The organism is Rhizobium sp. BT04, assembly GCF_030053135.1.
In the GTDB taxonomy this organism is placed as follows: domain Bacteria; phylum Pseudomonadota; class Alphaproteobacteria; order Rhizobiales; family Rhizobiaceae; genus Rhizobium; species Rhizobium binxianense.
Genome location: NZ_CP125652.1, coordinates 3,631,398 through 3,643,698 on the forward strand (window position 1 = coordinate 3,631,398; position 12,301 = coordinate 3,643,698).

The 12,301-nt window shown below is 61.8% G+C and carries 11 protein-coding genes; 8 read left to right on the forward strand and 3 right to left on the reverse strand.

From position 1 onward, the window contains the following. Window positions 1-28: 28 nt before the first annotated feature. Together QMO82_RS25960 and QMO82_RS25965 are read right to left on the reverse strand one after the other, a co-directional pair. Entirely contained in the window at window positions 29-730 is a 702-nt protein-coding gene (locus QMO82_RS25960) for an SDR family NAD(P)-dependent oxidoreductase (protein ID WP_183605611.1), read from the reverse strand. Between the two features lie 72 nt (window positions 731-802). After that, a complete protein-coding gene (locus QMO82_RS25965) occupies window positions 803-1,492 on the reverse strand; it encodes a DNA-3-methyladenine glycosylase I (protein ID WP_183605612.1) in 690 nt (229 codons plus the stop codon). A 256-nt stretch (window positions 1,493-1,748) separates the two neighbouring features. Here QMO82_RS25965 and QMO82_RS25970 point away from each other — a divergent pair, with 256 nt between their 5' ends. The 5 genes from QMO82_RS25970 to QMO82_RS25990 all read left to right on the forward strand — a co-directional run bounded on the left by QMO82_RS25970 (window position 1,749) and on the right by QMO82_RS25990 (window position 7,943). Further along, window positions 1,749-3,545: an acyl-CoA dehydrogenase C-terminal domain-containing protein gene (locus QMO82_RS25970; RefSeq protein WP_183605613.1), complete on the forward strand. Its 1,797-nt coding sequence runs from the start codon at window positions 1,749-1,751 to the stop codon at window positions 3,543-3,545. Window positions 3,546-3,645: 100 nt separating this feature from the next. Next, window positions 3,646-4,854, forward strand: coding sequence for an acetyl-CoA C-acetyltransferase (locus QMO82_RS25975; RefSeq protein ID WP_183605614.1), 1,209 nt, complete (start codon window positions 3,646-3,648; stop codon window positions 4,852-4,854). Window positions 4,855-4,856: 2 nt separating this feature from the next. Further along, the gene (locus QMO82_RS25980) at window positions 4,857-5,240 is read left to right on the forward strand and encodes a cupin domain-containing protein (RefSeq protein WP_183605615.1); all 384 of its coding nucleotides are present in this window, start codon (window positions 4,857-4,859) and stop codon (window positions 5,238-5,240) included. Window positions 5,241-5,256: 16 nt separating this feature from the next. Continuing rightward, a complete protein-coding gene (locus tag QMO82_RS25985; protein WP_183605616.1) occupies window positions 5,257-7,470 on the forward strand; it encodes an FAD-dependent oxidoreductase in 2,214 nt (737 codons plus the stop codon). 263 nt (window positions 7,471-7,733) lie between these two features. Then, complete coding sequence (locus QMO82_RS25990; protein WP_003545273.1) at window positions 7,734-7,943, forward strand: cold-shock protein; 210 nt, start codon at window positions 7,734-7,736, stop codon at window positions 7,941-7,943. A gap of 201 nt (window positions 7,944-8,144) precedes the next feature. Here the strand turns inward: QMO82_RS25990 and QMO82_RS25995 are convergent, their stop codons facing one another. After that, a complete protein-coding gene (locus QMO82_RS25995) occupies window positions 8,145-8,588 on the reverse strand; it encodes a MarR family winged helix-turn-helix transcriptional regulator (RefSeq protein ID WP_246718165.1) in 444 nt (147 codons plus the stop codon). A gap of 116 nt (window positions 8,589-8,704) precedes the next feature. Here QMO82_RS25995 and QMO82_RS26000 point away from each other — a divergent pair, with 116 nt between their 5' ends. From QMO82_RS26000 to QMO82_RS26010, 3 genes are all read left to right on the forward strand, one after another. Continuing rightward, window positions 8,705-9,109 carry a GFA family protein gene (locus QMO82_RS26000; protein WP_183605618.1) on the forward strand — a complete coding sequence of 135 codons (405 nt, stop codon included), beginning with the start codon at window positions 8,705-8,707 and terminating at the stop codon, window positions 9,107-9,109. Between the two features lie 106 nt (window positions 9,110-9,215). After that, window positions 9,216-9,659: a nuclear transport factor 2 family protein gene (locus QMO82_RS26005; protein WP_183605619.1), complete on the forward strand. Its 444-nt coding sequence runs from the start codon at window positions 9,216-9,218 to the stop codon at window positions 9,657-9,659. 237 nt (window positions 9,660-9,896) lie between these two features. Continuing rightward, window positions 9,897-12,254 carry a methyl-accepting chemotaxis protein gene (locus tag QMO82_RS26010; protein WP_183605620.1) on the forward strand — a complete coding sequence of 786 codons (2,358 nt, stop codon included), beginning with the start codon at window positions 9,897-9,899 and terminating at the stop codon, window positions 12,252-12,254. Window positions 12,255-12,301: the final 47 nt, after the last annotated feature.

Genomic DNA, 12,301 nt, shown 5'->3' on the forward strand with positions numbered 1-12,301 from the left:
AAGTTGCTTTGTCAGCCTGCGGTGGAGCTCAGAAGCTCTCCGTCCACGGCCGGACTTCCACCTCCAGCGACCATGCGCTGCGGTGCTGGCGCAGCACGTCGATATAGGTCTGGGCGATGGCATCCGGCAGCAGCGTGCCATCCGGCTTCTCCGCCCGGTCGGGCCGGGTCTGCGAGCGCACCCCGCCGTCGATGACGAAATGGGCGACATGGATGCCCATCGGCCCGAGTTCGCGCGCCGCACTCTGGGCAAGGCCGCGCAGCGCGAATTTGCCCATTGCGAAGGGCGCCGATTGCGCAAAGCCCTTGACGCTTGCCGACGCGCCGGTGAAGAGGATGGCGCCGTGGCCGCGCGGGATCATGCGCTGCGCCGCCTGCTGCGCCACCAGAAAGCCGCCGTAGGCGGTGGTCGCGATCGCCTTTTCCACTTCGGCGGGATCGAGTTCGGCGAGCGGGCCGCGCACGCGGGCGCCGGCGTTGAAGATCACCACTTCAGGCCCGCCGATGGCAGAGCCCGCCTCTTCGAACAGCGCCGCGACGCTTGCCGGCTGCGAGACGTCGGCGCGAAAGACGCTGGCGCCGGTTTCGTCGGAGAGCGCCTGCAGCTTTTCGATATTGCGGGCGGCGAGCCCGACCTTGACGCCGAGCGCCGACAAGTGCCGGGCGAGCGATGCGCTGATGCCGGAACCGGCGCCGACGATCAGTGCGCTGCCATAGGGAAAGTCGGTCATGTCTTGTCCTCGATGGATCGTCGCACAGACGTAGGAAGTCTGCACGGTTCGCGCTACCGCCCCGGACGAATTTCAGTGCGGTTGCGCCGCATCGATCGAATAGGCGCTGATGCGCGACAGATGGATGAAGGAAAGGCCGGTCTCGTCGGCCCAGTGGTTGAAAGCCTCTTGGATCAGCTTCTGGTCCTTCTTCGCCGTGCCGGAGGAGGAGAGCGGCACGCCGGCCGATCTGAGGCAGGCGAGCACATCCATCGTGGCGACGAAGCTGTCGCGGCCGATGCCGCGCAGGAAATATTGCCCGGTCATGCCGCCGAGCCGGCTGCCGCGTTTGCTCAACAGCTCGAGAAGGCCGATCTGGTCTTCCCGCGGCCAGTCGGCGAAGAAGGCGCCGGCGCTGCCATGTTCCCTTGCCAACTCCCGGATGAAGGCGGCATTGGCGCGAACCGACATGATTTTGGCGCCGTTGCGGATAATCCGTTCGTCCGACATCAGAGCGTGCCAATAATCGTCCGGCGCGATATTCAGCGCCGCTGGATCGAAACCGGCAAAGGCCGCCTCGAAACCCGGCCACTTCGCATCGATCACCTTCTGGACGAAGCCGCTATAGAAGATGCGCCGGGTCATATCCGCGAGAATGCGATCGTCTGATATGGCGCGCAGCCGGTCGTGATCCGGCCGGTGTTTCTCCAGCAGAGCCTGAAGTGCTGCCGCTCCGCCTTTCCGTTGCTCCGCACGCTGCCTTATCGCCTCGAAACTGATCATCCCCGGCGATCCTCCTTTGGCATTCCCGAATTGCGGGTTGAACGACGCTTGCGCTTATACGCCATTCCCAGATGGACAAGGAAGGGGAGATGACATCTCGTGCCTTTCGGGTGCTTTATCACCGTCGCCGGTTGAAATTTTTTCGCAAAAAGCGGGTCGGGCTGCAGATTTTGACGTTTACGCAAACGTCAATATTTTGTAAGACAGTGCCCGAGGCCGGCGCGATCCGGTCAACCGAATGGGAGGAATTCGAGAGATGCCAGTCTACAAGGCCCCGGTGAACGATACGCTCTTCGTCCTGAACGACGTGCTGGGCCTCGAACGCTACAACAATCTTCCCGGTTTTGCCGATGCGACGCCTGATCTGATCGAAGCGATCCTCGGCGAGGCGGCCAGGGTTGCCGAGGAAGCGCTCTTCCCGCTGAATTATTCCGGCGATCAGGAAGGCTGCGCGCGCCACGACGATGCCAGCGTCTCGACCCCGAAGGGCTTCAAGGAAGCCTATAAGGCCTATCGCGAAGGCGGCTGGATCGGCCTTGCGGTGTCGGAGGAATTCGGCGGGCAGGGGCTTCCCTATACGCTGCATACTGCCGTCGGCGAATATACCTCTGCCGCCAACATGTCGCTGATGATGTATCCCGGCCTGACGCAGGGCGCGATCGCCGCGATCCTCGTCCATGGCTCCGATGAGCAGAAGAGCACCTATCTGCCGAAGATGGTCGACGGCGCCTGGTCCGGAACCATGAACCTGACCGAGCCGCATTGCGGCACCGATCTCGGCATGCTGCGCACCAAGGCGGTGCTGCAGGCGGACGGCAGCTACAGAATATCGGGCCAGAAGATCTTCATCTCCGCCGGCGAGCACGATCTGGCCGACAATATCGTTCATCTGGTGCTCGCCCGCATCGAAGGCGCGCCCGAGGGCACCAAGGGCATTTCGCTCTTCATCGTTCCGAAATTCCTCGTCGGCAAGGACGGCGCGCTCGGCCCCCGCAACGCCGTCTCCTGCGGCGCGATCGAGCACAAGATGGGCATCCACGCCAACGCCACCTGCGTGATGAATTACGACGAGGCGACCGGCTTCCTGATCGGCGCCGAAAACCGCGGCCTCAACGCCATGTTCGTGATGATGAACGAGGCGCGACTGATGGTCGGCCTGCAGGGTATCGCCATTTCCGAGATCGCCTATCAGAATGCCGCCAGCTATGCCCGCGACCGCATCCAGGGCCGCTCGCTCTCCGGCCCCAAGGCGCCTGACAAGAAGGCCGATCCGATCATCGTCCATCCGGATATTCGCCGCACGCTGATGACCATCCGCGCTTTCAACGAGGCCGGCCGCGCCTTCCTGCTCTGGACGGCGCTGAAGTCCGATATCGCCCACCGTTCCACCGACGAGAAGGAGCGCCAGCCGGCCGACGATATTCTCGGCCTCGTCACCCCGATCCTCAAGGGCGTGATGACCGACAAGGGCTTCGATCATGCCGTCATGGCCCAGCAGGTCTTCGGCGGCCACGGCTATATCGAAGAACACGGCATGAGCCAGTATGTGCGCGATGCCCGCATCGCCATGATCTATGAAGGCGCCAACGGCATTCAGGCGCTCGATCTCGTCGGCCGCAAGCTCGCCTTGAACGGCGGCCGCGCCGCCATGGCCCTCTTCAAGGAGATCGGCGATTTCTGCGAGGAGAACCGCGGCAACGAAAAGCTCTCCTTCTTCACCAAGCATCTGAAGAAGGGCTTGAACGACGTCCAGGCCGCGACCATGTGGTTCATGCAGAACGCCATGGCCAAGCCCGACAATGCCGGCGCCGGCTCGACCGACTACATGCACCTCTTCGGCCTCGTCGTTCTCGGCTATATGTGGGCAAAGATGGCAAAAGCCGCCGAGGATGGCCTTGCATCGGGCGATGCCGCCCGCGAGGATTTCCTGAAGAACAAGCTGATCACGGCGAAATTCTTCATGGAGCGGATCATGCCGGAAACCACGCTGCGCAAGGCCCGCATCGAGGCCGGCGCCGACACGATGATGGAATTGGCCGCCGACGCGTTTTGAGCCGGTTCTCCCTCCCCCTTGTGGGGAGGGTTGGGGAGGGGTCTTTTCCCCTCCTTCCAGGATTTGAGGCAGGATAGATTGCCGCCAGGGAGACGAGGAAATGACCGAGGTTTTCATTTACGATCACGTTCGCACGCCGCGCGGCCGCGGCAAGAAGGACGGCGCCCTGCATGAGGTGCCTTCCGTCCGCCTCGCGGCCAAGACGCTGGAAGCGATCCGCGACCGCAACGGGCTCGACACCAACACCGTCGACGACATCATCATGGGCTGCGTCGATCCGGTCATGGATGCCGGCGCCGTCATCCCCAAGGCGGCCGCCTTCGAAGCCGGTTACTCCACCAGGGCGCCCGGCATGCAGATCTCCCGCTTCTGCGCCTCCGGCCTCGATGCCGTCAATTTCGGCGCCGGCAAGATCGCCCAGGGCGCCGACGACATCGTCATCGCAGGCGGCGTCGAAAGCATGTCGCGCGTCGGCCTCGGCATGTCCGGCGGCGCCTGGTTCATGGATCCTTCGGTGAATTTTCCGGCCTATTTCATGCCGCAGGGCGTCTCGGCCGATCTCATCGCCACCAAATACGGTTTCAACAGGACCGATGTCGACGCTTACGCCGTCGAAAGCCAGAAGCGCGCCGCCCATGCCTGGGAAAACGGCTGGTTCGACAAGTCGGTCGTCCCGGTCAAGGATCAGAACGGCCTGACGATCCTTGATAAGGACGAGCATATGCGTCCCGGCACCGACATGCAGGCGCTCGCCTCCCTCAATCCGTCCTTCCAGATGCCCGGCGAGATGGGTGGCTTCGAGGCCGTCGGCATCCAGGCCCATCCGGAGATCGAGCGCATCAACTATGTCCATCATGCCGGCAATTCCTCCGGCATCGTCGATGGCGCCGGCGTCGTCCTGCTCGGCTCCAGGGCCGGCGGTCAGAGCATGGGGCTGAAGCCGCGTGCCCGCATCAAGGCTTTCGCCAATATCGGCTCAGATCCGGCGCTGATGTTGACCGGACCTGTCGACGTCACCGAGAAGCTGTTGAAGCGGACAGGCATGCGCCTTGCCGACATCGACCTCTTCGAACTGAACGAAGCCTTCGCCGCCGTGGTGCTGCGCTACATGCAGGCTTTCGAGATCGATCACGACAGGATCAACGTCAATGGCGGCGCCATCGCCATGGGCCATCCGCTCGGCGCCACCGGCGCGATGATCCTCGGCACGGTGCTGGACGAGCTTGAACGCCGCGACCTCAACACCGCACTGGTGACGCTCTGCATCGGCGCCGGCATGGGCACGGCAACGGTTATCGAAAGGGTCTGACGATGGGCTTCAACACCGGCACCATCGAATCCGAATATGCCGAGGTCAGCGAGCACTGGTCGCCCCGCGTCATAGCCGATCTCAACGGCCAGAGCGTCAAGCTCGCCAAGGTTCAGGGCCAGCTCGCCTGGCATTCTCACCGCGATGAAGACGAGCTTTTCCTCATCTGGAAGGGAGCGCTTACCATCGAATATCGCGACCGCCCGCATGTGCATCTGAGCGCCGGTGATTTTCATGTCGTCCCGAGAGGTGTCGAGCATAATCCGGTTGCGCCGGAGGAATGCTGGATCGTGCTATTCGAACCATCGCAGACCAAGCATACCGGCGACGTCGTCACCGAAAAGACGAAGACCTTAGACGCGCAGCGCAGCCATTTGCCGGCCTGATCGGGGAGGAAACCCAATGACCTACACCAATTTCACGCTCGAAACCGACGCCGACGGCATCACTCTTGTCACCTGGGACATGCCCGGCAAATCGATGAACGTCTTCACCGCGGAGGTGATGGCCGAACTCGACGCCATCATCGACGCCACGACCGCCGATGCCGCCGTCAAGGGTGTCGTCTTCACCTCGGGCAAGTCCTCCTTCTCCGGCGGCGCCGACCTGTCGATGATCAAGTCGATGTTCAGCTCCTATCAGGAGGAGAAAGTAAAAAGCCCAGAGACGGCCGTGCAGACCCTCTTCGGTCTGGTCGGCCGTATGAGCGGCCTGTTCCGCAAGCTTGAAACGTCGGGCAAGCCCTGGGTGTCCGCCATCAACGGCACCTGCATGGGCGGTGCCTTCGAACTGTCGCTCGCCTGCCACGGCCGCGTTGCCTCCAATGCCAAGAGCGTCAAGATCGCGCTGCCCGAAGTCAAGGTCGGCATCTTCCCCGGCGCCGGCGGCACGCAGCGTGTGCCGCGGCTGGCCAACGCCCAGGATGCCCTGCAGATGATGACGACCGGCCAGTCGCTGACCGGCTCCCGCGCCAAGGCGATGAACCTCGTGCATCAGGTGGTCGAGCCGGATCAGCTCATCCCGGCCGCCAAGCAGATGATCAAGGATGGTCTGAAGCCGGTCGCCCCCTGGGATGAGAAGGGCTTCAAGGCGCCGGGCGGCGGCATCTGGACGCCGGCCTCCGCTCAGCTCTGGCCGGCAGCGCCAGCGATCCTGCGCCGGGAAACATCGGGCAATTATCCGGCAGCGCTTGCCATCCTGAAATGTGTCTATGAAGGCCTGCAGGTGCCGTTCGATACCGGCCTGAAGATCGAGCAGCGCTATTTCACCGAGGTGCTGCAGACCCGCGAAGCCTTCTCGATGATCCGTTCGCTGTTCATCTCCATGCAGGAGCTCGGCAAGGGCGCCCGCCGCCCGGCCGGTCACCCCAAGACCGAGCTGAAACATGTCGGCGTCGTCGGCGCCGGCTTCATGGGCGCCTCGATCGCTTATGTCACCGCCGCCGCCGGCATTTCCGTGACGTTGATCGACCGCGACATCGAAGCCGCGACCAAGGGCAAGACCGTCTCCGAAGGCCTGGTCAAGGATTCTGTCGGTAAGGGACGTCTTACGCAGGACGAGGCGGCAGCACTGCTATCGCGCATCACGCCCTCAGCCGATTATGCCGACCTCGCCAAAACAGATCTCGTCATCGAGGCGGTATTCGAGGATCGCGAGGTGAAAAAAGCCGTCATCGAGGCGGTCGAAGCCGTGCTGCCCGAAGGCGCGATCTTCGCCTCCAATACCTCGACCCTGCCGATCTCGGGTCTCGCGAAGAATTCGAAACGCCCGGCCGATTTCATCGGCATCCATTTCTTCTCGCCTGTCGAAAAGATGATGTTGACCGAAGTTATCCTCGGAAGCGAAACCGGCGACAAGGCGCTGGCCGTGGCGCTCGATTATGTCGCCGCCATCAAGAAGACGCCGATCGTCGTCAACGACACCCGCGGTTTCTTCGTCAATCGCTGCGTGCTGCGCTATATGTCGGAAAGCTACGACATGCTGATCGAGGGCGTGCCGCCTGCGATGATCGAGAATGCCGCCAAGATGGCCGGCATGCCTGTGGGACCGCTGGCGCTCAACGACGAAGTGGCGATCGACCTCTCGCTGAAGATCCTCAAGGCCACCGTCGCCGATCTCGGCGAAAAAGCCATCGACCCCAGGCATATGGAACTCATCTCCCGCCTGGTCGAAAAGGAGGGCCGTTTCGGCCGCAAGAATTCCAAGGGTTTTTACGACTACCCGCCGAAGCCGGCGAAGAAGTCGCTCTGGCCCGACCTCAAGACCCTCTACCCGCAGAAAAAGGCGGACGAGGTCGACGTCACCGTCCTGAAGCAACGCTTCCTCGTCACCATCGCGCTGGAAGCCGCCCGCACCGTGGAAGAAGGCATCGTCACCGATCCGCGCGAGGCCGATGTCGGCTCGATCCTCGGCTTCGGCTTCGCGCCCTATACCGGCGGGGCGCTGAGCTATATCGACGGCATGGGCGCGAAGGCCTTCGTGGAGCTGGCTGAAAAGTTAGCGGAGGCTTACGGAGATCACTTCAGGCCGACGCCGCTCTTGAAAGACATGGCCGCCAAGGGCGAGACCTTCTACGGGCGGTTCGATCCCTATGCGAGGGTGGGGGAGGCGGCGTGAGCCGCCTTTGCCCTTGTGCTGCTGCACGACATTCAAGAATTGTTCGTTTTCGATCAGCCAAACCCTAATTCGACTTTTCCTTGCGGACGCCTTGTCACGGACACAATTCCCGATTAAACGTTCACGCATCGATCTTGCTAGATGAACTTTGAAACGGCGCTCGCGTCGTTCCTGGCGAACTTCCTCCAAAATCGGTTTTCATCGCCGCCTGGACATTTGTCCGGGCTGCATTCTTCTATGAACGATTCGAAAAGGATATCGTCATGAGCACTGGTACCGTAAAGTGGTTCAACGCAACCAAGGGCTTCGGCTTCATTCAGCCGGACGACGGCGCAGCCGACGTTTTCGTCCACATCTCCGCCGTTGAACGCGCTGGCATGCGCGATCTCAAGGATGGCCAGAAGCTGTCTTACGAGCTCGTCCGCGACAACAAGTCCGGCAAGATGTCGGCAGACCGCCTCCAGGCGGCCTGAGCCTTTAAAAGGCTTATGAATATCATCTCCGGATCGTGACCACGGATGTACTGGCACGGTTCGTTGAGATGGCAGGGAAGGTCGGGTTAGCCCGGCCTTTTTTATTTTTGGGTGGTTTGTGCTAGGCCCTTCCCAAGAAATGCATCCGCGGCACGACCTTGAAGAATCTCCCGATTTTTCGTCGCAAGACGGCCAAGCCGCTCAGCCTCCAGCCGCCCCGTCACCCTCCAGCATCGCCATTACCCGCGCCATCACCGCCCGCGCCGCATCGAGTTCGGCCGCCGTAAAGGCGGCACCGAGCCCGTCCGCCCATCCGGCCTGCGCCACCTCGATGACGTCAAGCCGAGTCGCCCCCTCCGCCGTTAGCCGCACCAGCTTGGCGCGTTGGTGTTGCGGGTTGTCGGCATAGGCGATCAGCCCTTCGCCTTCCAGCACATCGGTAAGCCGCTGCACCCCCTGGCGGGCGAGACCGAGGGCGCGGGCGATCTGCGCCACCGACATGTCGCCGCGCCTTGCTGCGGCCAGCACCTGCCAGCGGGCACTGGTCTGTCCTGCCGGTCTTGCCAGCTGGTCGCCGGCCGCCGTCAGATGGCCGGCAAGGCGAAGCGCCGTGATCGCGAAAGCGGAAAAGGCATTCCCCTCCATCGTTCGCTCCGGTCGATTTTGTTTGACAACATGTTGTCGATTTTGTATCTCATCCATAATGACAACATATTGTCATGCGCGATCGGCCGATGCAACGTCGAAGGAGGAGATCACCCATGAAGAAAACCTACAAGGGAAGCTGCCATTGCGGCAAAGTGCATTACGAGGTGGACATGGACCTCGAAGAAGGCACCGGCCGCTGCAATTGTTCGATCTGCGCCAAGCGGCGCTATTGGGGCGCCAACGTCAAGCCGGAGGATTTCCGGCTGATGTGCGACCCGGCGGAAACATCAGACTACCAGTTCAACACCATGAGCGGTCATCACCGCTTCTGCCGCACTTGCGGCGTGCCGGCCTTTGGCGATGGTTATGTCGAAGCGATCGGCGGCGCCTATGTCTCGATCAACATTGCCTGCCTCGACGATATCACCCCTGAGGAACTGGCAGCACTGCCGGTCCGTTACTCCGACGGCAGGCATGATGCCTGGTGGAACGAACCTGAAGTGACGAGTTACCTCTGAAGTAATTCCAACAAAATGCGCGGCAGTTTTGCTGGAATTGCGCAAAGCTTGTCGGATCATCGTCATCCCGTTCGTCCTCGGTTCATAGCGGAGAAGGAGAACGGATGTGAAAGATGAAACGAATGCCAGGCACGAGGAAGAGGCGGTCATCGCCATGCTGATGATGCGCGCCAAGGCGCTGGGGGAAAAGAACGCCGAGGAGGCGCTTTCCTATGAGGCCGAAGAGTCCGTCGAATTTTCGCTGGCGCCGCCGCTCGTCTATTACGGCAAGGACCAGGCGGGCCTGCAGGCCTGGTTTGACACCTGGGAAGGCCCGATCGGCGGCGAGGTGCGCGATGCCAAGCTGACGGTCGGCGGGGATGTCGCCTTCTGGAGCGGCCTCATGCACATGACGGGAACCAAGACTGATGGCGCCGAGGTCGATCTCTGGTTCCGCCAGACGCTGGGCCTCGTCAAGCAGGACGGCCGCTGGCTGGTTGCCCACCAGCACGCCTCGGTGCCTTTCGCGATGGATGGCAGCGGCCGCGCGCTGCTTGATCTGACGCCGTGAAGCCACGCTCTGTTTGTATAATTCTATCCTGCAATTAGCAGTGGGGCGTGCATCGTGGGATATCAACTGGAACCGGATAGTTCCGTTTGCCGACTTGTGGAGAATGAGAACTTTTTTAATCAAAATTTGCAAGCATGGATCTCGGGAGCCTTCGGTTTTGCTGGGTGACAGTTGTTCAAGCGCGCCGGCGAATTGACTTGAGGCGTCCGCTAGTACAGCAGCGAAACGAGCGGGAACATGTTTTTCAAATCTACGACAAGTCGCAATCTTTTTTCAGTGGCGGCTTGCGGCGTCATTGCCGTTATTGGTGCTTCCGGCATCATTTTTTATCAAGCTTATAACGAAATTCGCAGCGGCAGCATCGAACAGATGCGCCAGATCGCCACAGCCGAAGCGCTGAATATCGAAAAGAATATCGGCGGCACAGTGCATATCGTCGACGGACTGGACACCGTGCTGACGACGATGAAGGAACTGGGCGACACCGATCGTACCAAGGCGGACAAGGTCCTGCTCAACATGCTGCAAGCCAACCCGTCAATCCTTGCGACTTGGACCGGCTGGGAGCCGAATGCCTTCGATGGCAAGGACAAGGATTTCGTCGGCAAGGAAGGTCATGACACGACGGGCCGCTATGTGCCCTACTGGGTGCGCAGCGGCGGCCAGATCACCCATACCGCGTTGACCGATTACACACTGGCTGGGCCGGGCGACTATTATCAGCTGCCGTTCACACAGCGCAAAACCGTTGTCATCGAGCCCTATTCCTATGCGATCGACGGCAAGGATGTTTTGATGACCTCCGTCACCAAGCCGATCATCATCGATGGAAAAGCGGTCGGCGTTGCCGGCCTCGATCTTTCGCTGCAGGACACCAACAAGGCGCTGGCGGCCATTCGACCCATGGGCGCGGGCTTCCTTGGACTGGTCACCAGCGCCGGCAAGATCGTGAGCCATCCGGATGCGAGCCTCATCGGCAAGAGCCTGTCGGAGACGGGAATAAAGACTGCGGATTGGGATCGTCTGATCGCCACGCCCGGTGTCGAGCATGAGGTGACCAATGAGGATGGCAGCGTCTCTCTGGCGGTTGCCGTCGCGGTCAAGCTTGCCGAGAGCTCAAATTGGTATGCGATCGTTTCGGTCCCGAAGGCGACACTCTTCGGGGCTCTCTATACGGTCGTGCGGGATGCCGTTCTCGCCACCAGCCTAGCGGCCTTGCTGCTCGGCCTCGCCGGGTGGCTGATCGCCCGCCGCTTCGTCGGCCGGATTTCCAGCGTGATCGGCGAGACTGCCGACATTGCTGCCGGCAAACTCGACGTGACCCTGAAAGACGGCGACGCGAAGGACGAAATCGGTGACCTCTCGCGCTCCCTGAAGGCACTGCTCGAGAGCAACCGCGAAAGAGCACGCCTGCAGACCGAGGCAGAAGAAAACCGTATGCTGCAGGAAAAGGAGCGTGCGGAGCGCGCCCGGATCGACCAGGCTCAGGAAGCCGACGTCAAATTCGCCGTCGGCGAATTGGCGCTTGGCCTCGCCAAGCTTGCCGAAGGCGACGTAACGATCGCACTCGAGCAGCCTTTCGCGGCGACGCTTGACCAGACCCGCGTCAATTTCAACGAGTCGGTCGTCAAACTGCGGTCGGCGCTGCTGTCGTTCTCGCAAAATGCTGCGGTCATTCAAAGCGGCACTGAGGAGATCCGTTCTGCTGCCGACGATCTTGCGCGCCGGACGGAACAGCAGGCGGCCTCCGTCGAGGAAACGGCGGCAGCGTTGGAGCAGATTACGACGTCGGTCAAGGATTCCACGGCGCGTGCCGAAGAAGCAGGATCGATGGTTGCTCGGACGAAGGAAAATGCCGAACGTTCCGGCCAGATCGTGCAACGCGCCGTCGAAGCGATGCACGACATCGAACAGTCGTCCAAGTCGATCTCAAACATCATCGGCGTGATCGACGAGATCGCCTTCCAGACAAACCTGCTGGCGCTGAATGCCGGCGTCGAGGCCGCGCGCGCCGGTGAAGCCGGCAAGGGCTTCGCCGTGGTCGCTCAGGAGGTCCGCGAGCTCGCGCAGCGCTCGGCTGGCGCGGCCAAGGAGATCAAGGCTCTGATCAGCTCATCCGGCGGCCAGGTGCAGCAGGGTGTTGCCTTGGTCCGCCAGACCGGCGATGCTCTGGAAGGCATTGTCCAGGAGGTGCAGCAGATCGACCGCAATGTCGACGCGATCGTTCAGTCGGCGCGCGAGCAGTCGACCGGCCTTCAGGAAATCAATACGGCTGTCAATCAGATGGATCAGGCGACGCAGAAGAATGCGTCCATGGTGGAGGAGTCCAACGCGGCGGCCCACAGGCTTGCGACCGAGGTCTCTGCCCTCTCCGGACGCTTGGGTCAGTTCCGGCTCGATACCGGCGCGGGCATGACTTCGACTACGACGCGTTCGAATGTCCCGCGTCCGGTCGCCGCTCCGAAAGTCGTATCATCGCACACGATGACCCCCGTTCCCTCTCCGGCCCGCGCATTGAAGAAGACGCTGGCTGTCGCTCTGGGCGGCGGCTCAAAGGCAGCAGCTTCGGCCGGCGATGGCTGGGAGGACTTCTGACACAGCCCTTGACCGGAGCGGAGACCCTTCGCTCCGGTCGATCTCGG